Below are 20,895 nucleotides of genomic sequence, written 5' to 3'. Positions count from 1 at the left end.
CTTTAGACTTATGTCACAGGTTCAATGTATAATGGCTGTATTATGGAACTTATCTGGATTCTTATTGGATTTTTTGCACTATGTACTATGGTTTTTATCGTGATCGCGATCTTTTTACCTGAATGGGTGGGAATCACTGGTAAAAAAGCCTTAGAAATCCAAAAACACCAGCAAACTGATGAGAATAAACAGCAGGATGGCGAGAAGTCGCCCCCTTTAGAATAAGGTTTGCTGAAAGCAAATCAAAACTAGAAAGTTAAAAGAGCTACCTAAGTAGCTCTTTTAACTTGAACGCGTGTTAAGAAATAAATTCCGCACACGAATAATAGCAATAAACTTAAAATTGTCTTTTGCGGATGACCAAAAGCTCGCGCTGTTACGGCCATTAACAACGGCCCTAAAACCGAAGCAAATTTTCCTAATAAATTAAAAAAGCCAAAGTATTCGCCCGCTTTTTCTGACGGAATTAAGTACGCAAATAATGAACGTGAAAGCGCCTGAACGCCTCCTTGGGCTAAACCGATAAGTACGGCCATGGTGTAAAAATGCTCGGGCTTAGTCATCACAGAAGCGCCCATCACAACACCTACATAAATTAATAGGCAGCCAATGATCACTTTTTTACTTCCGTATTTTGTAGCTAACCATCCTGTGCAATAAGCGGCAGGAAATCCTACAAACTGGACAATCAATAACGATTTAATTAAATCAGCGGCTTCAAAACCAATTGATATTCCGAAATCAACAGCCATCGACATAACCGTTGCTACGCCATCGATATAAAACCAATAAGCAACAATGAATAAAAATAAATTTTTCTGACTGAAAAGTTCTAAGAAAGTTTTTTTAAGTTCGTGCATTGATTTTACAAATAACTGCACTGCTGTTTCGTTAGTTGGCATCGCCGCAGGCTCTGGCACAAATAAAAAATTCGGAATAGAAAACAGTAACCACCAAATCGCCACTGTTAAAAATGACCAACGAACCCCTTCAGCGCCGCTGCTTAAACCAAAAAATTCTGGTTTTTGAAACATGAGAACATTCACCAGAAATAATAAACCACCGCCTAAATACCCTAGCGAAAAAGCAAATGATGAAACCTTGTCGTATTTATCAGGTGTTGTAACACCAACGATTAAAGAATCATTAAACACGACGCTGGCAGCCGCTGAGAAAAACGCAAAACCATATAACACAGCCGCACTGAACCAATCACCTTGCGGAACAAAAAATAATCCCATCGTGGCAAAGGCCCCGCACACCATAAAAAAAGCTAAGAATTTTTTCTTTGATCTGCGGTAGTCAGAAAGAACCCCTAACCACGGTGATAAAATCGCCAAACAAAAACCAGAAATAGCTAAGATTAACCCTAAACGTTCGGTACTTTGACTGACTGTGGCTTCGGTATTCCAGTACTTTTTAAAGAATACGGGAAAAAATCCTGCCATCACAGTGGTGTAAAACACGCTGTTTGCCCAATCGTATAACGCCCAAGAGAGTACTTTTCTATTCAACATAGCCTTATTTTTAAGTGAAACGGAGCAAAAGTCTTGTAAAAAAGTTAAAAACTAGTGCATTAATTGGCTTCATTCCGAAAATCCGATAGACCCCAAGGTCTATTAACTAAGGAGCCTGTGTCTATGAAATACGCTTACGCGACAATGATCGTTCTTTGTCTTTTAGCTTCTACATCTTGGTCGGCATCTAATCCTTTAATCAGAAACTGTAATTTAGTCGGTGGCGAATTCACGGTTGTTGAAATCCATCTGCAAAATTCTAAAATTCGTGACCAATGGGCTTTATGCAAATTTGATAACGCTTATGTTGGCGCTTTTGATGTTATGCAATTTAACACTAAAGAAGGTAACCCGGTTTCTTTTAACGAATACTCATCAGAAGTAACTCAATGTTCTGGTCATGTTGAAGTGGCTCAAGTTATTGGCACTGACAAAAAATTCTTAGTTTGCCAATACGAAGATTCATCTTTCATCGACCTTATCACTTTATCTTTAGGTGTTAATGCTCCTGAAAACTTTCAGTTAAATAAATTCTTAGGTTTATAATTTTTTAATTCTCATGCAACCACTACCGAAGGCCTTAAACGATAAATTCGATGTCGAACCTTCGATAGTGTATCAGGATCAAGATCTTTTGATCCTGATGAAACCTTCTCACGTTTACGTTCACCCGCCTGAAGATCGCATCGCCCGAAAAACTGTGGGCCGAAAAACTTGTCTTCACTGGCTTAAAGATAAACATCAAATCACAGGGCATCCGATTCACCGCTTGGATTTTGCCACCGAAGGTTTAGTTATTTTTGCTTTAAATAATAAGGCCGCATCTGAAATGAATAAAATGATGCGTGCGCATTTAATTCATAAGACTTACGATGTTGTGGTGCGCGGTTGGTTTAAAGAAGAACATGGCGATATTCAATTACCTCTTGAGCTTGATTCGACCGGCGAACTTGTTGAAGCCCACACGGTGTATTCAACGACCAAAAAAATTGAACTTAACTATTCGGTAAACCCACAGTTTCCGACAAGCCGTTATTCATTACTGCATGTCGAACTTAAAACCGGACGCTGGCATCAAATCAGACGTCACATGAACCGCGTAGCCCACCCGATCGTGGGAGACCGCACGCATGGCGATAGTCATCACAATCGTTTTTTTAGAGATGAATTAAAGATCAATGGATTATGCCTAAAGGCTAAGAAATTAAAATTCGTGCATCCATTGGAAAACAAGATGATAGAGATCGAAGCTCCGCGAACGGAGCTTTGGGATCGTATCGAACAACTGTTCAATAATTAGTTTGTAGCTGTTTTTGGCTTATTTTTCATAGCCAATTCTTCTGGAGACATTCCCCATGGAGAAGATTTCGGACCATCACGGCGTCCGCCTTTTTTACCACCGCCACGCGCATCTGTTTTAGCAGGAGCTACGTAAGGTTTAGCATCAAATGATTCAACTTGGTAAAAGTGACCATCAACGTTTTGGAATTTAGGGTTTGGAGTTTCACCTTCAGCAAAGCTAGCAACTAGTACGCGACGTACAGCTGTTTTACCGGCAGCTAAGTCTGCAGCAGCGATAGCGTAAGTGATTTTATCACCTTCATATTTAAATTGCTCACCGATGGCAGCAGAGATTTCTTCTGCAGATTTGCCTTCAGCAGCTAATGCCGTTTTTGCAGCTAAAACTTTTTGTAATGTAGCTAATGGAAATTCAGTAATTGATTTCATGGTTTGCCCTTTTTTTAATGTTAGGCAAACTATGGAGGGCCGAAGGCAATTACACAAGGGTTATTTATCAAATTATTTAGCTATCGCTTTTAAGCCATTTTAAATATTCAGAGATATTTTTTTCAAAACCAGAGACTGAAGGTTCATAGAACTTTTCAGGTTTGGCCTGTGGTGGCCAATAGTTTTGTTGGACCCAGTTTTTGGGGTGATTGTGAGGGTATTTGTACCCTTCACCTTTAGAAGCTGATCTTAAATGCACAGGAATTTCTGGTGTTCCGGTTTTTTGCACGTATTCAATCGCCGCATTAATAGCTAAGTAAGCTTTATTGGATTTCGGGCAACTCGCTAAGTACGTTACCGTTTGGCCGATATTAATTCTGGCTTCAGGCATACCGATCGCCTCAACCGCTTGTAAACAAGATGTCGCAATCGTTAAAGCACGTGGATCAGCGTTACCAATATCTTCAGAAGCAAAGATAATCATACGGCGCACGATAAACGCTGGGTCTTCTCCACCTTCAAGCATACGCGCGCAGTAATATAAAGCTGCATCGGGGTCCGAACCACGCATTGATTTAATAAAAGCTGAAATACAATCATAGTGCTGATCCGATTTTTTATCGTATGGGATAATTTTTCGTCCCATTAACTTTTCTAAGTTTTCGATATTTAACGGAAAACTATCCTCTTCCGTACGTACGTTATAAAACTTAATCACCGTTTCAGTGATATTTAATAAACGTCTGGCATCGCCATCAGCTGTATTAATTAATAAATCTTTTGTTTCAGCTTGGAATAATTCGTCGGTTGTTGTTCCAAGTTCTAAAGCTGCTTTATTTAAGATTTTCTCTAAAGCTTCAGAATTCAATTTCCTGAATTCAACAACCTGACAACGTGATAACAGGGCTTTATTTAATTCGTAACTCGGATACTCAGTTGTAGCTCCGATTAAGTACACATCCCCTTTTTCAACGTAAGGTAAAAGCACATCTTGCTGTGATTTATTAAAACGATGAATCTCGTCGACGAACAGTAAAGTTTTTTGCTGGTACTGAAGCTTACGCGTACGACCCGCTTCACAGGCGGCTTTTAAATCCTTCACTCCGGCATCGACCGCATTCATTTGAATAAAGTGAGCTTTCAAAGATTTGGCTAAACTTACAGCTAAGCTTGTTTTTCCTGTGCCTGGCGGGCCCCAGAAGATTAAGTTTAGTAATTGCTCACTTTTTAGGATGCGATAGAACGCCGACTTGTTTGATAGAAAATGACTTTGCCCTAAAACCTCCTCAAAGCTTTTAGGACGAATTCGCTCTGCCAAAGGCAGCATTTCGGGATTCACTTGTGTTTCGAAGAGATCATTTTCCACTGATGTTTTTTTACCTCTACTTTTGAGCGATATGAAACAATTTCGCAGGCAGACACGCATTTTGTCACATTTTCGATTTTCCTGTTCCCTTTAGAGTGAAGTTTCTCTAGATAGATCACTCTAAAACATTTCAGGGGAATGAAAGTGCAAGGATTAATTCAGCAGGTCGTACGATCTGTGATCGCTATCGCGTTTATTTTATTTTTATCGTTTGGCCAAATGGCTCAGGCTTTGGAAGTTCCGGAGTCGCAATACCCGTTTCCAACAAAAGACAAATATATCGCAACTATATTATCGTCTTTTTCACCTTCAACAGCCAAATATGATGAGTGGAAGCTAACTTACCGCCCAGAGCGCTTAAAGAACCCGAACCCCTTACAAAAGCCGGTGATCAATCTTCAAGTGATCAAAAAAAATCAAGCGGCTCCATTAGTGATGATTATCGCAGGCCTTGGTGGAAATTCTTATTCAACAAATTCAGCGGCCTTAGGTGATCTTTACGCCAAAGCTGGTTACAACGTTATTTTATTACCAAGTAACTTATCTTGGTCATACACATTAGCGGTTTCTGAAACTGGTGTTCCAGGTTACATGCCTCGCGATGCGGTTGAATATTACCAATTTATTAAATGGATCTTAGAGCAAGCTAAAGCTCGTGGTATGCGCTACACATCTAATGTTTTAGTGGGCTATTCAAATGGTGGCGTGTTAGCAGGATTTTTAGCACCGCTTGATAAAAAACAAGCTCAGCCGCTTTTCAAAAAAGTTTTATTAATCAATCCAGGTATAGATGTGATCTACGGCATCCAACAGTTAGATTGGTTAAACGACACTGTGGGCGCCACAATGTCACTCAATCGTAAAAACTGGGTGATGGGTGCGATCTACACACACGCCGGTGATATCACTGCGGCGAAAGATCCAGTAAAAGCTTTATTTAACATGATGGAAGACCTGAAAATCCAGAACAGAGATATTCAATGGGTTATTGGTGATCAGTACCGTCAAAGTTTACGCGACATTATTTTAATGTCTCACTTTGTAAAACCCCGTGTTTTAAAAACGCCGTATTCAAAATTCAAATTAAACGCGATTGAAGCCGAAGCTTTCACTTACAACTTCATGGCTTATATGCACACGTTTGTGATTCCGACGTTAACACCACAACAGCAGCACTCAAATATTCCATTTGAGACAAGCCTTTATTCGCAAATGGACGCTCTTAAAAACGATCCGCGCGTTTTTATTTTTACGAATAAAGATGATTTTTTATTAAAACCAACAGACATCCAGTTATTACGTGATAACTTCGGCGAAAGATTATTCTTATATCCACTTGGTGGCCATATGGGTAACATCGTTGTTCCGTTTAACGTGCAACAGTACTTAAGAGTGAGTCAGTAATGTTAAAAATCTTTCTTGCGGTTTTATTTTCTTTTTCCAGCGTTCAAGCGGTTACCTTAAAAGTGATCGGCAAAAATGGTGAAGTTTTATTTTCTGGCGAAAGCGAAAGTTCGCTGCCAAAAACCGTAGGTCAGGTTTCAGTTGATTTTTTTAAGCAAAACCAAATTCCTTTTGTTGGCGATATCGATGGTATCGTCAGCATTCATGGTCTTGGTTCTGACTTAGATGTTATTTCTGATACTGACATGAAAGCTTACGGCTGGTGTTATTCTGTTAACGGCACTGTTCCAGAAGATTTCGTCCATAAAATAAATATTATTGATCAAAAAACAGAACTTATTTGGTTCTATGCTTACGCTTACTACAAAGCTGGTGAGTGGACACAACAGTGTGTGCCGCATGGCGAAGAAAAAATGTGAGCGGTGCCATTCTGATTTTTCTTGCGGTGTAACCGATGGGGACAAAACGCCCTGCTGGTGTACCACCCTGCCTCTTGCGCAAAATATTCCTTCAGAATTTAAAGATTGTTTATGCGCTAAGTGTTTGAATGAATTTGCAAACACAAAAACCTCACCGACTTTCGCTCAAGAAAATAACGAGGATTACTATTTTGACACCAATGGCTTAATGGTTTTCTCAAGACATTATCATCTGAAACGCGGTTACTGTTGTGGAAACGGTTGTCGCCATTGTCCTTATTAAAGCGTTTGCATTTTTTTTGCAGCCACATTACAAAAAGCACCTCGACTCAGAACTCGAGTCAAAAGGGAATGATTATGAAAAAGCAAATTTTAAAAACCATCGCGCTGATCACTTTATTTTTATCAGCAGTTTTAGTTTACTCTGAAGCGCAAGCGCAAGAAACAGTAGCGCCAATGGCTGCGGTTTCAGCTGAAGAAACTAATGCTCTAGAAGAATTAGATCCAGCAGCACCAAATATCGAAGAAATCTTACAAGAGATGGATCGTGAATACATCCGTCAAACAGGCCAGCTACCTTACATCATGCCTGATTTCTTAGAGATCTCTTGCCAACGTTACGACTGCCCGGTTTACGCTGAAGTTAGAAAAAGTGAGCAAAAGCTTTATTTATATGTTCGTGGCGCTTTAGTTCACACTTGGTTAGTTTCAACTGGCTCTCCTAAAAATGAAACTCCATTATGGCAAGGTCATCCCAACGGACGTATTTACGATAAATACTCTTCTAAAGCTAACCCAGGTGGCGACTATAAAGGTTTAGGCAATATGCCTTACGCCGTTTTCTTACACGCTGGTTACGCTGTTCACGGAACAATTGAATCTAACTTTAAAAAATTAGGTACAAAAGCTTCTCACGGTTGCGTACGCGTACACCCAGACAACGGTTACATCTTTAATCGTTTTGTTCGCCAATACGGTATCTCGGCAACTTGGGTTTCTATCATCAACTAGTGTAATTTTTTACCTAACACTCATAGGGAAAAATCAATTAGATTGGTTTCCCTATGAGCATTGAGTCTTTACTTCCGTTTATCAAAGAAATTGACCGTCTTAAGTTAATTGAACGCAACACCCCGATTCATGCCGGTGGCCGCGTTGAAAATACCGCCGAACACAGCTGGCATCTTGCGATGACTGTTTTGGTGTTTGAAAAAATGTCGCCACAAAAATTAGATATCAATAAAGCCGTTAAAATGGCGTTACTTCATGACATCGTAGAAATCGATGCCGGTGATGTGATTGTCTACGCTGAACAGCCAAACAAAAAAGAAAAAGAAGCTAAAGCCCGCGATCGTATCTTTGGTCTTTTACCAGAAGCTATCGCCACTGAGTTTATGAACATCTGGAATGAATTTGAAGACGGCCATTCAGCTGAAGCTAAATTCGTTTCTGCGATTGATCGTTTTTTACCACTTTATTCAAACTATTTAAATGGTGGTTACTCTTGGAAAAACCACAATGTCAAAGCTGACAAAGTGATTGGTCGCTGTGAACCACCAATTGCTGGTGGGCTTCCAGAGCTTTGGACTGTCGCAAGCCGCATGATTAATGAATCAATTGAAAATGGAAATTTAAAAACTTAAGGGTCAGTAAAATTAAAACCCTACGGATTTGTGTATTCGGCTATTCCGTATAAATTACCTTGCTTGTACGCAAAGATTAATGAATTTCGGCCTGAATCGTAGAATAACGAATTCGACGAGCACTTCATTGAACTGATTGGCAATGTTAATGCTGTTTCAGTATTGGTTGTGATATTTCGTTTATACAGATTTCCAGATGTAGAGCAGTAGAAAATAAAATCATCGCCACCTGATTTATAGAAATCGTAAGATAAAATCGCGTTATTCATCGTTTCAAATAGCGTAGCTACACCACCCATTGACGGTAACGAATATAAACTGCTTTGCCCGCGAATGGTATATAACCAATTACCCGTTGCTGCATCAAATGTATAACGTGTTTGGACTGAATCTGTTTGTGTATGCGGCATTGAACATGTTGTTGTACTTACCCCCACGCATACCGTACCGCTTGTCGAAGTTAAGATCGAATCCACACCATAGATATTAGTGCTGACCATCGTCGTTTGATTAATCATGCGCATTGTATTTTTAGTACCTGTTACGCCATAACTTGAAGGCACATAAGCCAATAGACCGTCAGTATTTAAGCCGACATAACTTACACGCGCGACCGAGTCTTGCACGACGTTACTTGCTTGGTGAACCCAAAGGCCTGTTGTTAAATTAATGTAAGCCACATTGTTGCTGCTTGAATAGTGATATAAACGGTTATTCGCGCTATCAATCAAGAATCCGCAAGGCATACCCCAACCGCAGTTAGGAAGTCTTGAAGCTGTGGCACTGGCTCCGATAGTTGGTGTTCCACGTAATGTATTACCAGCCACAAGGTCTAAGTTACCACCCGTTAAAGAAAATTTTAAAATTTGATTTTCTTGTTCGTTTTTAACATAGATATCATTGCCATTTTTTTCAAAGAACGCAATTTGCGAATAGCGCGCACTGATCGGGTTATAACCCACACCGAAGTTTCTTGGCTGGCCACCAACTGTTTGCACTAAACCACTGGAATCAACAGTGCGTAATACACCTAAATCGACAAAATAAATTCTTCCGAATTCACTCACGAAAGCTGACATCGCCACCACAGGGCAAGATAGAGCCGGAGTTCCATCATCGCAGCGACCATTCACACCATTACCCACAACTGTAACAAAAGTGTTTGTTGCCGGGTCGTACTTTCTGATTGTTCCGCGGCCCTGCCATAAGACATAAATATTGCCATCAAGACCTGTGAATTTCACTGATGACCAAGTCGTTTGTGGCGGATGCGGCGCTGTTGCTTCACCCGTTGTGAGATCAAAATTTGTATTATAGTATGGATAAGTAGCCGTCGCCGATCCACAAGCTGCATTTGTCGATGAACTCATACGGCGCATGATTTTTGTAATATTTGAATCTGCTTTAGTGAATGTGATCGCTGCATTAGAACCAGGACACGCAACGTTATCATAAGTTGCACGCCAAGACACCATATCATCTGTACCAACACCAGTTAAAGCAATATGCTTTTTAACTTTTGAATCTGTTGGATCATAGTACCAAATTTCGTTCGATTTATTAAAATAAATACGACCGTTTGGAGTCACCGTCATCTGGTCTGAATAGCTTGAAGAAATACTTGCTGATAAAGCTGCTGCGCCGTCTGAAGTATCTGCACCGCCACCAAACAATGTTGAAATCGTCCAAGGTGTTGCGTGCGTATCAATTTTTCTGACCTTGTTGTAATCCCAGATAAGAACGTTATCGTCATAATCAATCACCATACGAGACATTGCTCTGAAGGTCGCATTAAACACATTGCCACCATCACCAGAAGCTGTGCCCGTCTGTAAAGCTACGTCACGCACGATACCGTCATGCGGAGATACATAAACTAAACCACGGCCATAGCTTCTGAAAAACACATATCCAGTTTTTGTAACGACGATCGCTTGGTTATCAAGCTCATCGTTGTAATTTGGTTCACCCGATGAAAATAACATCGCATTCGTGGCCATACCGCCGATACCTAAACTTGTGTTTCCAGAAAGAAACTTAACAGGTCCGGTGTTTAATGGATTCGACATATCAAATACAATTGAACCACCTGTATCAGTTACAACTAATTTAATACGATAATAACTGCTCACCGGTGAACCGACAGTCCATTTGTAACAGCCTGTTTCAGCACCTGTGATTGTACAACCACCATTGATGGCATTATTAAGGCCCGTAGCAATTGTCGTGTAAGTGGAATCATTCGTTGTATAATATAAAGCGACATTACCTGCAGGAATTGGATGATTATCATCAATTGTCCATTTGATATAAAGATCATTACCGATCGTCACTGTGGTATCACTTACACCTAATGGTGAAGCTGAATTATCAAAACCTGCTGCTAAAATATTTGAAAGTGTTGGCGGAGGATCTGGAGAGTAATTCATGGTAAATGCGTCTACACTTGATGTGCTCGTCATTGAACTAATTAAGTTCGCCGAGTTCTTATACCAAACCGTCACGTTATAATCGCCAACGACTGAACCCAGTTGGTATTGGTAATTATTGATCGTGAGTGTCGTACTTGTGGCTACACTGATTGAACTTAAAGTTGTCCAGCACGAATCACCTACATCTGGAATCGAAGTGTTATTATAGCGAAAGCAAAATGCCGTAATATCTGTTGTGTCATCTTGCGCAGAAAAATTCATAAGAACGTTTTTATTTCCTGTATGCGAAACACCGTTATTGATGACGAGCGATAACGCCACAGGCGCTGTTGTATCTAGAGTATAGGAAACAGTTTTAGGTAATGAAATCATTCCTAAATCATCAATCGCCCATAGATAGAAATTTTTATGCCCGTTTATACCGTCTAAAGTTAAGTCCAGAGTTTGTGTACCGCTGGTTGTACAATCTATATTAAACTGCGCAATACCCGGAGTCACATTACTGTCAGTTAAAGCCATATGCGAGAAGCTTTCACAATTAGCCATGCTAAGGCCGGTTGTAATATTTAATTTAATTGTATTTGTTGTGCGCGGGCTTGGCGTGCTGGCGTGAAGAGAAAGTGTCGGTGCTGTTGGCTGGATATTATTACCTACGGTAACAGCAAAACTTTTTACATAATAAGGTTTTGTAATATCAATATCGCCGCTACCATTATTTTTACCGACGTAAAGATCAATCTGATGAAGACCTGCGGCGTTTGCGTGTGGAATATAATTCCAAGTTTTAGCTGAAGATACCACAACGCCATCTAATTTCCATTTGTAGACAAAAGAATAATTAGGATCAATGTGAAAAGCTCCAACCGTTAACGCTGTTACTTGTTGTTCGTTTAAAATAGCGACTGGTTGAGTAAACTGGATTTCAGGTTTTACATCTTTCATCACCGTCGGTGACGCCCCAAAAATTTCTGTAAACTTAGCTGACGAGGCCGCTCCATTGGTCAGTGAATCAATAACTTCTTGCGCAGTTGAGCCCGTAATTGTTTCCAGTAACTGGTCAATCTCAGCTTTTTCAGCTTCATTTAGTTTTTTATTAACAAGCGTTCCGGCATTCACGATTTGTGAAATCACCGTCGTTCTGGCATTGATATCTTGTTGGGTATTGATGCCTGTAATAGGACGGTCCATAAAATCACCGTTACAGTCTTCGGCTTTTACAACAAGACCTACCGTTGACGCTGAATCATCAATGTCTAATTCATTTAAATCGAAAGTATAATAATTATTAGCGTCCACAGTGGTTGATGCTAATGGCGAATTCGTTTGAATAGTTCCGTCACTTTGTAACCGATAAAGTTTAACAGTTAGAGGTTCGCTGCAATCAAGAGCTGAAACTGATTGCGATAGTTTTTGATAACCAAGACCGCTGACTGAAAACCCCGTCACCTGACCTGATACGATGATCGGTGCCATGCCCGGTCTCCACAGCGGAAGGTCTTCAGACATCACATTGAATAAAAGTTTATGGCACGAAGAAAAGAAAATAAGAGCTACGATCAGAAAGAAATTTCTGATCAGTGATTTAGACAAAAAACAACGAAACGTACCATACGTCTTCACACTATATATATCGGTCTGCCAGACGTATGACTTAACAATTTTTCTTATTTTGAGACAGTGCTTTTCACACTTACTTTTGCAGCTTTTTAATTTCTGCAACCACTCTGTCGGAATCCATTGCCGGATCGACATCTTTCAACACATTTTTGATTTTTAATTGCGGATCAATAATAAACGTCCAACGTTTTGAGACTTTAACCACTGGCATTTTCGCTCCGTAAAGTTCAGTCACTTTTGCATCGCTATCCGCTAATAAATCAAAACCTAAATGATGTTCTTTATGAAATTTTGCCTGGTCTGAAATGGTGTCAGTGCTAATGCCATAAACCTCTGCGCCTAAATCGCGGATTTTTTTGACGCTATCGCGAAACGCACAGGCTTGTTTTGTGCACCCTGGAGTGCCCGCTTTGGGGTAAAAGTATAAAACAGTCCATTTCCCTTTGCGTGACGCCAAATCAAACTCAACGCCCGCCTGGTTTTTTACTTTAAAAAGTGGCGCCGGGTCGTTTAATTTTACTTCATTGGCAAAAGTAGTTTCTGTGATCATCAGAGTAGAAATCAGCAAAAAAGCGGCCATTAGAAATTTCATAATCCATCATCTCCTAGTCTTGATAAAACGAGGTTTAGTTACTTTATGGGGCTGGGCTGATGCCCTTACCGCCTCTAGAGGGGGTATAGCTGCCTTTTCCCGTATGTAAAAGTTTTAATCCAAGAAAAGCCTCATGTCCAAAACTGATTTTGTGACGTATTCTCCCATGAAAATCATGAAATTAACGGCCCTTTTACAAAAGCATGAATCAACCAAAGCTTCCGGACTTCTTTTAAGTTTGGGCGATGGCTATTTGGTTGAAAACAACACTTATTACGGCGCCGTTAGAAAAAAAATTAAAACTTTAGATTTTAAGTTTTCAGATGCACCTAATCAAGACTACTTGGCTTTTCCCATGAGCCAACTTGAAAACTTACTCTCAAGCAAAACCATCTATTTTCAAAACAACATCGAAATTCTTTCACAGCTCGATCAAAAAGTGCCGCAGCAGATTTCTTGGGATCACATCGGCGGAAACTTAAAAGCCAACTATGTTTTTCACGAATCTTGTCACGCCATTGCTAGATCGCTTTCAACAAAGCTTGGCCTTACAAAAGCGACTGATCAAAAAGTAAAATTAGTTGTAATGCTTTTAGAAGAGTCTTTTGCCAACACTTGTGAGTTTATGGCGATCAACGATGCCCAAGATGCCGTTCATAAAATCTTTCTTGAGGCTAATTCGTTCTTTACGCGCTTTGATGACCGCACTCATTTAAAAAACTTAATTCAAGAAGTGGGTCATAAAAAAGTTTTCAAATTTATGCTTTACGCGTACTTACACAGCAACTTCTTAAACGAGCATTATTCACCCAACGACTTAAACCGCGTGATGAAGTTAACTTTTAATCACAAAGCCTTAAAAAACCTAAGCCGAAACGCCTTTGAATTAAGCCCGGGCTTTCGCTTTAATACAACTGAGTTATATTTACGCCTGAATGGCATTAACCAAAATGTTCTAGATGCGTTAGCATTTGATTATTTAACCATCGTCGAACAGAATCCAAATCTTTTAAAATTAATAGATGAGCTTACGGAGATTTTTTAAATGACAGACCATGTACCACCAAAACCACCCAATTCATTTCGCATCACTTTGGATCAAATTTCTTCAGGAAAACGTTTAGATGCTTTATTGTTAGCTGCTATTAAAGCGCAAAACGAAAATTTAACATTACGTGAAATTTCTCGTACGGCATTTAAAGAATTATTCGTAACCGGAAAAATTCAGATCAAAGGGCAAAGAGCTACACCTTCTTCAAGCATTAACAAAGGTATCACTTACGTTGATATTTTAGGATTTAAACAAAAATGATTTCTACAAGTAATATTAGCTTACGCTTCGGCGGCAAAAAATTATTCGATGAAGTAAATGTGAAATTCACACCGGGCAACTGTTACGGTTTAATCGGTGCCAATGGTGCCGGCAAATCAACTTTCTTAAAAATTCTTTCCAAAGAATTAGAACCAAATACCGGTGAAGTGATTATTCCACCAAAAGCCCGTCTTTCAGTTTTAAAGCAAGATCACTTTGCGTACGATGAATTTACCGTGATGAACACAGTTCTTATGGGTAACTCACGTTTATACAAAATCATGAAAGAAAAAGAAGAGTTATATAGTAAACCTGACTTTTCTGATGCTGATGGCGAACGTGCTTCTGAATTAGAAGCTGAGTTCGGTGAACTTAACGGCTGGGAAGCAGAATCTGATGCCGGTGTATTATTAGCCGGTCTTAACTTAGATGATTCTTACCACCAACGTTTAATGAAAGACTTAAACGGCGGCGAAAAAGTTAAAGTGTTACTGGCACAAGCGCTGTTAGGAAAACCAGACATTTTATTACTGGATGAGCCAACGAATCACTTGGATATCTATGCGATTGCTTGGTTAGAAAACTTCTTATTAAACTTTGAAAACACAGTCATTGTGATTTCCCATGACCGTCACTTTTTAAATAAAGTTTGTACGCATATGGCTGATATCGATTACGGTAAAATCACGACATATACTGGCAACTATGATTTCTGGCGCGAAGCCAGCGAATTAAAACAACGTTTAATGGCTGATCAAAATAAAAAATCAGCAGAAAAAGCCGAAGAGCTTAAAGCCTTCATCGCACGTTTCAGTGCGAACGCTTCAAAATCCAGCCAGGCTTCTTCGCGCTCTAAGCAACTTGAAAAATTAGAATTTCACGAGCTACCAGCTTCATCACGCAAAGTTCCCTATATTGGTTTTGAAATGAAGCGTGAATTAGGAAACGATGTTTTAACCGTTGAAAATCTAAACTACACATTAGAAGGCCAACAGTTATTAAAAAACGTAAGTTTTAGAATTAACAAAGGCGACAAAGTGGCATTTGTGGGTCGTAATGACTTAACGAAAACTATTTTATTCGACATCTTATCTGGCGAACGTAAAGCTGATTCAGGAACAATCACTTGGGGTATCACGACAACAATGAGTTACTTCCCGAATGATAACGCGAAATACTTCCAAGGTGACGAAGATACTTTAGTAAACTGGTTACGCCAGTACTCTTCGGATAAAGACGAAACGTTCTTACGCGGTTACTTAGGCAAAATGTTATTCGGCGGAAACGACGCTTTAAAAAAACCGAATGTTTTATCCGGTGGTGAAAAAGCGAGATGTATGTTTTCTAAGATGATGCTTTCTGGCGCCAACGTTTTAATTATCGATGGTCCAACGAATCACTTAGACTTAGAAAGTATTACGGCTGTGAATGAAGGAATGGAGCGCTACAAAGGCACAATCCTCTTTACTTCACACGATCACCAGTTAGTCCAAACAGTGGCGAATAAAGTTATCGAGATCGACGAAACAGTGATCTTTGATGATAAAACTACTTACGATGAGTATTTAGAAAAACGCAAATCTATCCACTAAGTGATAGATTCTGCCTGCTGAAACTTGCTTTGTTTTTTCAGTTTATAAATCATGTACGCGTGAAAGAAAAAAGCAAGAATCCACTTCACCCAAATGGCTGTGGCCCCATGGGCATAGCCATAAACACCCGTGGTGATTGACGTAAAAATTCCTAACCAATGTAAGTTAATTCTTTGCGGAACAACAATCGCGACTAAAAAAGCGATTGTTGAAATCCAGCCGATTGTTTCAATAACAATTTCATTCGTCGTCATTTTATTTTTTAGTTCCTAACGATTGGTGCCCAACGCATCCATTTGTTCTTTGGTCAGAACAATAAATAGCCCTGTGGATTTAGCATAGACTTTTTCTTTATCAAAAAGCTCGGCTTCAATAAAAATTTTACGTTTATCAATAGATGTGATTCTACCGCGCATTGAATATTGGCGAAGTACGGGAACCATTTCCATAAAGGCCACATCAATTTTTGCAGCGACCACACCGTAACCATGAGCCCACCCTGTTGATCCCATCACTTCATCTAACACAGCGGCCTGACAACCACCGTGAACATGACCTGGAGGGCCCGCTGTCGCTGCGCTAAACCAAACTTCAGCGTTTAATTCGTGATGTTGAGCCGATCTTAACAAAACCATTTCAAGCTGCGAAGAGCTTAACAAAAAGGCCCCTTGGCTATCACCAGGGTAAGGTTTTTCGACGACGAGCTGCTGATCAAATTTTAAATGCTTTTTTGTAGACATATACCCCATAAAGCATGCTCCAAGTGCCTTTAAATGGCAAATAACTAACCTCTTAACAGGCTATTGGACATTTAAACGAAAATAGGCTATTTCGACGCCTTCCCGTCGAGTCATTAAATTGCATTACAAACCGCGGTGAATAAACCTCAAAGGATTTTTATGAAGCGTATTTCTTTATTTTTAACGGCTGCCTTAACATTTTCCGCGTTGGCTGCTCAAGCAGTTGTGCAAAAAGAGCAAGTTGGTGTTTGGCCAACAATCCCATTTATCCGCGGCGCAGATCTTTGCGTTTACAAAGATGCTTACAGCTCTACTCGTTCTGGTTACATGGATAAAATGGTTGGTTATGCTAAAGACTTAATGTCTGCGGGAGCTAAAGGCAAAGAAGTTCTTCCGATGTTAGTTGGCTTTAACAATCTTTACGATCAAAACTTAGCCGCTGCTAATCAATACAAGTATATGGAAGTGACATTAGAATCGACTTTAAAATCTTACGTTAGCGATTACTACCGCAATATCAAACCACGTGTTCAACGCTTAAGTTTCACACGCGTAAACGATGTGATGAGCGTGGTGCGTGCGGCAGCGAACGGTCAACGCGATGGTTACTTAGATCAATCGTTAGTTGATAAGTTAGATTATATCGCTTACGGCACTTATGCCCTGGCTCCCAACTGCCAAGGTGATATTCAAGTGACATTACATTTAATGGGTCGTGATGGCGAAGAGATCTCTTACATCGGCCAAGGCCAACCAGCGGTTGTAATGAGCCAAATCGCTTCTCGTATGTTTGAAGACTTTCAAAGAACAAAATTTCCTTCGACTTTAAAAATTGGAAAGAAATCTTTAACTTTATTAGGTGCAATGAACGGTTCAGTTGAAAAAACATTCTCTCCTAAAAATGCTGAACGCGCTTGTGAAACTTTAGGTGGTCGTTTACCTTCAGGCCAAGAATTAGAAATGATCGATGCTTATGGTGACTGGAATGGTGGCGTTAGCATTAACGACGCGATCTGGGCTTTAGCGAATGATTACGTGTATGCGCCGCACTTACGTAACCCAACGCCGATTCGCTCTAGAACAGAAGTGAATACGCCAGAAGAAGGTTACACTTACTACTGCGTGCAAGATTAATTTAGATCTTTAATTGTAAATTCCGGATCAGTGGCCAGCTTGTTAATCAACTGGCCATTTTTATTTAAACCATAACCTTCGTATTTAGAGATATAACCTTTTTGTTTTCCGATCAGGCTATCTAAAAAAGGTGTGTTACGTTTATTTTCGTAAAGCACTGTACCCTTTTGCTTAAGGTACATCGCGGATAGATCTTTATCTAATTTCTTTTTGCTAAAAACATACAAATCCAAATCAAATTCACGCGTGTCGTGGGTAAATTTGATCGGCATTGATAGTTTATCTGCTGGGTACACGATATGAAGTGGTTTTGAGGCTAGATTATCAGTTGTTGGTTTATTTAAGTTCATGCGAATCGCTAAAAACACAGCTCCTTTTTTTAAGTAGTATCTTTGGTTTTCTAAAGGCATCGGGTTAAATTTATTCTCCTTAAGCCAAGCATTAAATTCGTTACCCGCCCCTGCATTTAAAATTTCAATCGGCTGGATTTTATAACTGTCTAAAACAACGGTGTCGTGAATTTTAAAACCTTCGTTACCAGCCCCACCCATGGCGCGACCTTTACTTTGCAAACTTTTAACAGCATCGTCCGCATCTGCAAATAAACTTTTTACTTCAGTGAAGAACACGCCATTCATTTCTTCGTATTTACTCGGAAGACTTGGAAATGGTAATACCCAAGCTACTTCTGTTGGAAATTTTTTCGACTCTAAATTGGTACGCACAACCATATGAGCATTTTTACCATCATGAAACATGAAAACTTCTTGTAGACCTTCTTGCAGGCGACTTTGATACGTATTTGGAAAGTGTAAGCAAGCTAACGCCGATTGAGATAAAAATACAAACGCAGTTGTAACTAAAAGAATTGTTTTCATGTTTTTAGCGTAGCGATATTGGGGCAAAATAGGAAGTTATTCCGTGGAATATGTTTTGCTCATAGTCATCGTATATGAAAACACCAAGCTTAATTGCCTCAATGCTTTTAATTCTTTCGAGCTGTTCGCATACCGTTGAATTTGTTCGCCGCGAAACTTCTCCAACGAAACAAGCCGTGGTTCGCTACTACCCAACAGATAAACCAGAAAAAGAAGCTAAATACCGTGAAGATCTTAAGAAAAAAGCTACAGGATTTTGTAATGGTGATTATACGATTACCCGTGAATACCAAGCACGTGATGAAAGTAATACTTCGGCAGGCATTGCCACTGGCGTAGGAATCGGCCACGGCGCGATCATGGTGGGTGGCTCAGGACCTAGTACCACCATGTATAATTTTGTCGAGTTCACTTGTAAGTAGAGCAGCTACTAGCCTTGCATTTTTTCAATAGCTTCGGCTTTCGGGCGAAGTATGAAATATAAAATACAACCCACGACAAAAACACCCATCGCTCTTTGCGCTTCTTCAAATGTAGCAGAAAAAATTAAACTGATCGCTAAAACACAACCAAATGCCGGAATAATATAAGGCACTTCAAAACGCCCTTTTTCTTCGTTTTTACGACGTTTAAGAATAATTAAACTCATATTCATCATAAAAAATCCAGTTAACAGTAATAAACTTGATGATTTAGCAAGAATGGCAATATCACCAGTAAAAGCCATTAGAAGAACGACGCCGATACAAACTAAAATAGCTGTGACCGGCGTGTGTGTTTTAGCTGAAACATAGCCTAAAAATTTTGGTAAAAGTTTTTCTCTAGACATACCGTACACTAAACGCGAACCCATGATAAAATTTAATAACGCCGTATTCGCAATCGCAAACATCGAAATAAAACTAAAAATCTTTGCTGGAAACCATGGTGCTGCTTTTGCCATAACATCAACCAGTGGCTGCGTACTTTTCGCAAGCTCACCCGCAGGAATAACCGAAACAGCGATAATACTGATTAACATATAAATCACTGATGAAACCGCTACCGCAACTAAAATACCAATCGGTAAATTACGCTGTGGATTTTCAACTTCTTCAGCCACATTCATAATATCTTCAAATCCCATAAATGAATAAAATGTCAGAATCGCACCAGAAAAAACCATCGGCACATGTAACTGCCCTGTTGGATTTGCCTCAGTGGTAAAATCAATTAACGAACTATCGCCAATAAACGATAATCCAAAAGCGATCACTAAAAGCAAGCCTGACAATTCAATCACCGTACAAATAATATTGGCCCACATTGATTCTTTGATTCCTTTAAGAACAATCAAAGTTAAAAGAGCGATAAATATTAAAATACCGACATTTAATGAAAGAGCGGGAATCATTCCGGTTAAATAACCAGAAAACGCACGGCTGGCTGTGGCCATTGACACTAATCCCGAACACAACACCATAATTCCAAACACATAAGCTAAAAACGAAGAGCCAAAAGATTTTTTAAGAATGTAAGCAATCCCCGCAGCGCGTGGGTAACGTGATCCCAAAGAGGCGTAAGTTAAACCAGTAAAAATCGCAGCGAGTGCACTGACTAAAAAAGCTAACCAAATTCCATTTCCCATAATACCTGCGGCTTTACCCACAAGGCCGTAAATTCCAGCACCAAGAATGTCTCCGATACCGTAAAAAATTAACGAGATTAATGAAATTCGACGGACTAAATGTTGGTTGTGTTGTGCAGTCATAACTTAAGCTTAGGGGTAAGAACGCCCCGTTGACTACAAAAAAGTGTTTAGACTGACATTTCAGGAAATGGATAAAGCTCTTCCGGTAGCTGTTGTTCAAACCATTCCAGCGCTTTTTTTGAAACTTGCTCCATAGTACCAGGTTCAATAAATAAATGCGTAGCCCCTGGAATAATCACCAGAATACAATTGCTAAGTTTTTCTTCGGCTAATTCATTTAACTCAATCACACCAGCATCATTACCGCCGACAATAAGTAAAGTTGGCGTTTTTAAAGTATTTAACGAATCGCCTGCTAAATCAGGGCGTCCGCCACGACTAACTACAGCATAAATTTCTTCTTCAACAGAAATTAAATCCGCCGCTTTAATGGCTGCGCCGGCTCCAGTGCTTGCGCCGAAATATCCAAAACGTGTTTCTTCATGAACCTCAGGGAGCTTGCGTAAAAATCTGGTGGCTACAACTAGACGATCCGCTAAAAGATCAATGTTAAAAACATTTTTACGATCTTTAGCTTCTTCGGTTGTCAGAAGATCAAATAAAAATGTTCCAAAGCCATTCTCATTTAGATACTGGGCCACAGCTTGATTGCGTGGACTTTTGCGGCTGCTATCGCTGCCATGGGCAAAAATAATAACCGCTTTCATTTTGGGAAACACCGTTAAATCGCCTTTAACAGATTCATTTGCAATAGGGATTTCTATTTCTTTAAAAAGCATACGCCTTTAAACAGCAATCCATAGACCATGGGTTTTACTCCATTATTTGTTC

General features: G+C 39.8%; 23 protein-coding genes. 13 read left to right on the top strand and 10 right to left on the bottom strand.

The window, feature by feature from the left end; all coding sequences use genetic code 11:
- The first annotated feature begins 42 nt into the window (after positions 1 to 42).
- Positions 43 to 225 (top strand): hypothetical protein, encoded by a 183-nt coding sequence (locus tag ACKWCF_RS06120; RefSeq protein ID WP_409479821.1) that lies wholly within the window; start codon positions 43 to 45, stop codon positions 223 to 225.
- 44 nt (positions 226 to 269) lie between these two features.
- Here ACKWCF_RS06120 and ACKWCF_RS06115 read toward each other — a convergent pair whose 3' ends face one another.
- Positions 270 to 1,517: an MFS transporter gene (locus ACKWCF_RS06115; protein ID WP_409479820.1), complete on the bottom strand. Its 1,248-nt coding sequence runs from the start codon at positions 1,515 to 1,517 to the stop codon at positions 270 to 272.
- Between the two features lie 123 nt (positions 1,518 to 1,640).
- Between ACKWCF_RS06115 and ACKWCF_RS06110 the strand changes: the two genes are divergently transcribed.
- Both ACKWCF_RS06110 and ACKWCF_RS06105 read left to right on the top strand, forming a co-directional pair.
- Positions 1,641 to 2,063 (top strand): hypothetical protein, encoded by a 423-nt coding sequence (locus ACKWCF_RS06110; RefSeq protein ID WP_409479819.1) that lies wholly within the window; start codon positions 1,641 to 1,643, stop codon positions 2,061 to 2,063.
- Between the two features lie 13 nt (positions 2,064 to 2,076).
- Positions 2,077 to 2,817, top strand: a complete 741-nt coding sequence (locus ACKWCF_RS06105; protein WP_409479818.1) for a pseudouridine synthase — start codon at positions 2,077 to 2,079, stop codon at positions 2,815 to 2,817.
- Here ACKWCF_RS06105 and ACKWCF_RS06100 read toward each other — a convergent pair.
- Positions 2,814 to 3,245 carry a hypothetical protein gene (locus tag ACKWCF_RS06100; RefSeq protein WP_409479817.1) on the bottom strand — a complete coding sequence of 144 codons (432 nt, stop codon included), beginning with the start codon at positions 3,243 to 3,245 and terminating at the stop codon, positions 2,814 to 2,816. The genes ACKWCF_RS06105 and ACKWCF_RS06100 overlap by 4 nt on opposite strands.
- 76 nt (positions 3,246 to 3,321) lie before the next feature.
- Complete coding sequence (locus ACKWCF_RS06095; RefSeq protein WP_409480250.1) at positions 3,322 to 4,572, bottom strand: replication-associated recombination protein A; 1,251 nt, start codon at positions 4,570 to 4,572, stop codon at positions 3,322 to 3,324.
- A 183-nt stretch (positions 4,573 to 4,755) separates the two neighbouring features.
- Here ACKWCF_RS06095 and ACKWCF_RS06090 point away from each other — a divergent pair, with 183 nt between their 5' ends.
- The 5 genes from ACKWCF_RS06090 (at position 4,756) to ACKWCF_RS06070 (ending at position 8,077) form a co-directional block, all read left to right on the top strand.
- Positions 4,756 to 6,015 carry an alpha/beta hydrolase fold domain-containing protein gene (locus ACKWCF_RS06090; RefSeq protein WP_409479816.1) on the top strand — a complete coding sequence of 420 codons (1,260 nt, stop codon included), beginning with the start codon at positions 4,756 to 4,758 and terminating at the stop codon, positions 6,013 to 6,015.
- Positions 6,015 to 6,434, top strand: a complete 420-nt coding sequence (locus ACKWCF_RS06085; RefSeq protein WP_409479815.1) for a DUF4430 domain-containing protein — start codon at positions 6,015 to 6,017, stop codon at positions 6,432 to 6,434. The genes ACKWCF_RS06090 and ACKWCF_RS06085 overlap by 1 nt, the downstream gene beginning before the upstream one ends.
- The gene (locus ACKWCF_RS06080; protein ID WP_409479814.1) at positions 6,364 to 6,717 is read left to right on the top strand and encodes a cysteine-rich CWC family protein; all 354 of its coding nucleotides are present in this window, start codon (positions 6,364 to 6,366) and stop codon (positions 6,715 to 6,717) included. Before ACKWCF_RS06085 ends, ACKWCF_RS06080 begins: the two co-directional genes overlap by 71 nt.
- 74 nt (positions 6,718 to 6,791) lie before the next feature.
- Positions 6,792 to 7,445 carry a L,D-transpeptidase gene (locus ACKWCF_RS06075; protein WP_409479813.1) on the top strand — a complete coding sequence of 218 codons (654 nt, stop codon included), beginning with the start codon at positions 6,792 to 6,794 and terminating at the stop codon, positions 7,443 to 7,445.
- 53 nt (positions 7,446 to 7,498) lie between these two features.
- Positions 7,499 to 8,077 (top strand): HD domain-containing protein, encoded by a 579-nt coding sequence (locus ACKWCF_RS06070; RefSeq protein WP_409479812.1) that lies wholly within the window; start codon positions 7,499 to 7,501, stop codon positions 8,075 to 8,077.
- Between the two features lie 20 nt (positions 8,078 to 8,097).
- On the opposite strand, the gene ACKWCF_RS06065 is transcribed toward ACKWCF_RS06070, so the two are convergent.
- Complete coding sequence (locus ACKWCF_RS06065) at positions 8,098 to 12,129, bottom strand: hypothetical protein (RefSeq protein WP_409479811.1); 4,032 nt, start codon at positions 12,127 to 12,129, stop codon at positions 8,098 to 8,100.
- Between the two features lie 70 nt (positions 12,130 to 12,199).
- Entirely contained in the window at positions 12,200 to 12,718 is a 519-nt protein-coding gene (locus tag ACKWCF_RS06060; RefSeq protein WP_409479810.1) for a peroxiredoxin, read from the bottom strand.
- A gap of 133 nt (positions 12,719 to 12,851) precedes the next feature.
- On the opposite strand from ACKWCF_RS06060, the gene ACKWCF_RS06055 reads away from it, so the two are divergent.
- The 3 genes from ACKWCF_RS06055 to ACKWCF_RS06045 are packed head-to-tail and all read left to right on the top strand — an operon-like array spanning position 12,852 to position 15,622.
- A complete protein-coding gene (locus ACKWCF_RS06055; protein ID WP_409479809.1) occupies positions 12,852 to 13,763 on the top strand; it encodes a hypothetical protein in 912 nt (303 codons plus the stop codon).
- Positions 13,764 to 14,030 (top strand): hypothetical protein, encoded by a 267-nt coding sequence (locus ACKWCF_RS06050; RefSeq protein ID WP_409479808.1) that lies wholly within the window; start codon positions 13,764 to 13,766, stop codon positions 14,028 to 14,030.
- Entirely contained in the window at positions 14,027 to 15,622 is a 1,596-nt protein-coding gene (locus tag ACKWCF_RS06045; protein WP_409479807.1) for an ABC-F family ATP-binding cassette domain-containing protein, read from the top strand. Before ACKWCF_RS06050 ends, ACKWCF_RS06045 begins: the two co-directional genes overlap by 4 nt.
- On the opposite strand, the gene ACKWCF_RS06040 is transcribed toward ACKWCF_RS06045, so the two are convergent.
- Entirely contained in the window at positions 15,619 to 15,876 is a 258-nt protein-coding gene (locus ACKWCF_RS06040) for a hypothetical protein (RefSeq protein WP_409479806.1), read from the bottom strand. The two genes, ACKWCF_RS06045 and ACKWCF_RS06040, sit on opposite strands and share 4 nt — an antisense overlap.
- Positions 15,877 to 15,891: 15 nt before the next feature.
- On the bottom strand, positions 15,892 to 16,362 hold the full coding sequence (locus tag ACKWCF_RS06035) for a PaaI family thioesterase (RefSeq protein WP_409479805.1): 471 nt from the start codon (positions 16,360 to 16,362) through the stop codon (positions 15,892 to 15,894).
- A 159-nt stretch (positions 16,363 to 16,521) separates the two neighbouring features.
- Here ACKWCF_RS06035 and ACKWCF_RS06030 point away from each other — a divergent pair, with 159 nt between their 5' ends.
- Entirely contained in the window at positions 16,522 to 17,496 is a 975-nt protein-coding gene (locus ACKWCF_RS06030) for a hypothetical protein (protein WP_409479804.1), read from the top strand.
- Here ACKWCF_RS06030 and ACKWCF_RS06025 read toward each other — a convergent pair.
- The gene (locus ACKWCF_RS06025; RefSeq protein WP_409479803.1) at positions 17,493 to 18,374 is read right to left on the bottom strand and encodes a DUF2330 domain-containing protein; all 882 of its coding nucleotides are present in this window, start codon (positions 18,372 to 18,374) and stop codon (positions 17,493 to 17,495) included. The genes ACKWCF_RS06030 and ACKWCF_RS06025 overlap by 4 nt on opposite strands.
- A 74-nt stretch (positions 18,375 to 18,448) precedes the next feature.
- Here ACKWCF_RS06025 and ACKWCF_RS06020 point away from each other — a divergent pair, with 74 nt between their 5' ends.
- On the top strand, positions 18,449 to 18,796 hold the full coding sequence (locus ACKWCF_RS06020) for a hypothetical protein (protein WP_409479802.1): 348 nt from the start codon (positions 18,449 to 18,451) through the stop codon (positions 18,794 to 18,796).
- Positions 18,797 to 18,804: 8 nt separating this feature from the next.
- On the opposite strand, the gene ACKWCF_RS06015 is transcribed toward ACKWCF_RS06020, so the two are convergent.
- Both ACKWCF_RS06015 and ACKWCF_RS06010 read right to left on the bottom strand, forming a co-directional pair.
- Positions 18,805 to 20,124: an APC family permease gene (locus ACKWCF_RS06015; protein ID WP_409479801.1), complete on the bottom strand. Its 1,320-nt coding sequence runs from the start codon at positions 20,122 to 20,124 to the stop codon at positions 18,805 to 18,807.
- 47 nt (positions 20,125 to 20,171) lie between these two features.
- Positions 20,172 to 20,843 (bottom strand): dienelactone hydrolase family protein, encoded by a 672-nt coding sequence (locus ACKWCF_RS06010; protein ID WP_409479800.1) that lies wholly within the window; start codon positions 20,841 to 20,843, stop codon positions 20,172 to 20,174.
- Positions 20,844 to 20,895: the final 52 nt, after the last annotated feature.

The sequence above is a fragment of the Pseudobdellovibrio sp. HCB154 genome, from assembly GCF_046267985.1.
Classification (GTDB): Bacteria; Bdellovibrionota; Bdellovibrionia; order Bdellovibrionales; family Bdellovibrionaceae; genus Pseudobdellovibrio.
Note: the sequence above shows the minus strand (reverse complement) of the source record. Positions and strands in the feature narration are given on the sequence as shown.

Coding starts and splice junctions, on each gene's coding strand:
- ACKWCF_RS06020 (WP_409479802.1), top strand. CDS start 18,449: ATGAAAACACCAAGCTTAATTGCCTCAATGCTTTTAATTCTTTCGAGC.
- ACKWCF_RS06120 (WP_409479821.1), top strand. CDS start 43: ATGGAACTTATCTGGATTCTTATTGGATTTTTTGCACTATGTACTATG.
- ACKWCF_RS06010 (WP_409479800.1), bottom strand. CDS start 20,843: ATGCTTTTTAAAGAAATAGAAATCCCTATTGCAAATGAATCTGTTAAA.
- ACKWCF_RS06045 (WP_409479807.1), top strand. CDS start 14,027: ATGATTTCTACAAGTAATATTAGCTTACGCTTCGGCGGCAAAAAATTA.
- ACKWCF_RS06085 (WP_409479815.1), top strand. CDS start 6,015: ATGTTAAAAATCTTTCTTGCGGTTTTATTTTCTTTTTCCAGCGTTCAA.
- ACKWCF_RS06060 (WP_409479810.1), bottom strand. CDS start 12,718: ATGAAATTTCTAATGGCCGCTTTTTTGCTGATTTCTACTCTGATGATC.
- ACKWCF_RS06100 (WP_409479817.1), bottom strand. CDS start 3,245: ATGAAATCAATTACTGAATTTCCATTAGCTACATTACAAAAAGTTTTA.
- ACKWCF_RS06095 (WP_409480250.1), bottom strand. CDS start 4,572: ATGCTGCCTTTGGCAGAGCGAATTCGTCCTAAAAGCTTTGAGGAGGTT.
- ACKWCF_RS06050 (WP_409479808.1), top strand. CDS start 13,764: ATGACAGACCATGTACCACCAAAACCACCCAATTCATTTCGCATCACT.
- ACKWCF_RS06025 (WP_409479803.1), bottom strand. CDS start 18,374: ATGAAAACAATTCTTTTAGTTACAACTGCGTTTGTATTTTTATCTCAA.
- ACKWCF_RS06055 (WP_409479809.1), top strand. CDS start 12,852: ATGTCCAAAACTGATTTTGTGACGTATTCTCCCATGAAAATCATGAAA.
- ACKWCF_RS06015 (WP_409479801.1), bottom strand. CDS start 20,124: ATGACTGCACAACACAACCAACATTTAGTCCGTCGAATTTCATTAATC.
- ACKWCF_RS06070 (WP_409479812.1), top strand. CDS start 7,499: ATGAGCATTGAGTCTTTACTTCCGTTTATCAAAGAAATTGACCGTCTT.
- ACKWCF_RS06105 (WP_409479818.1), top strand. CDS start 2,077: ATGCAACCACTACCGAAGGCCTTAAACGATAAATTCGATGTCGAACCT.
- ACKWCF_RS06030 (WP_409479804.1), top strand. CDS start 16,522: ATGAAGCGTATTTCTTTATTTTTAACGGCTGCCTTAACATTTTCCGCG.
- ACKWCF_RS06040 (WP_409479806.1), bottom strand. CDS start 15,876: ATGACGACGAATGAAATTGTTATTGAAACAATCGGCTGGATTTCAACA.
- ACKWCF_RS06080 (WP_409479814.1), top strand. CDS start 6,364: ATGCTTACGCTTACTACAAAGCTGGTGAGTGGACACAACAGTGTGTGC.
- ACKWCF_RS06075 (WP_409479813.1), top strand. CDS start 6,792: ATGAAAAAGCAAATTTTAAAAACCATCGCGCTGATCACTTTATTTTTA.
- ACKWCF_RS06115 (WP_409479820.1), bottom strand. CDS start 1,517: ATGTTGAATAGAAAAGTACTCTCTTGGGCGTTATACGATTGGGCAAAC.
- ACKWCF_RS06035 (WP_409479805.1), bottom strand. CDS start 16,362: ATGTCTACAAAAAAGCATTTAAAATTTGATCAGCAGCTCGTCGTCGAA.
- ACKWCF_RS06110 (WP_409479819.1), top strand. CDS start 1,641: ATGAAATACGCTTACGCGACAATGATCGTTCTTTGTCTTTTAGCTTCT.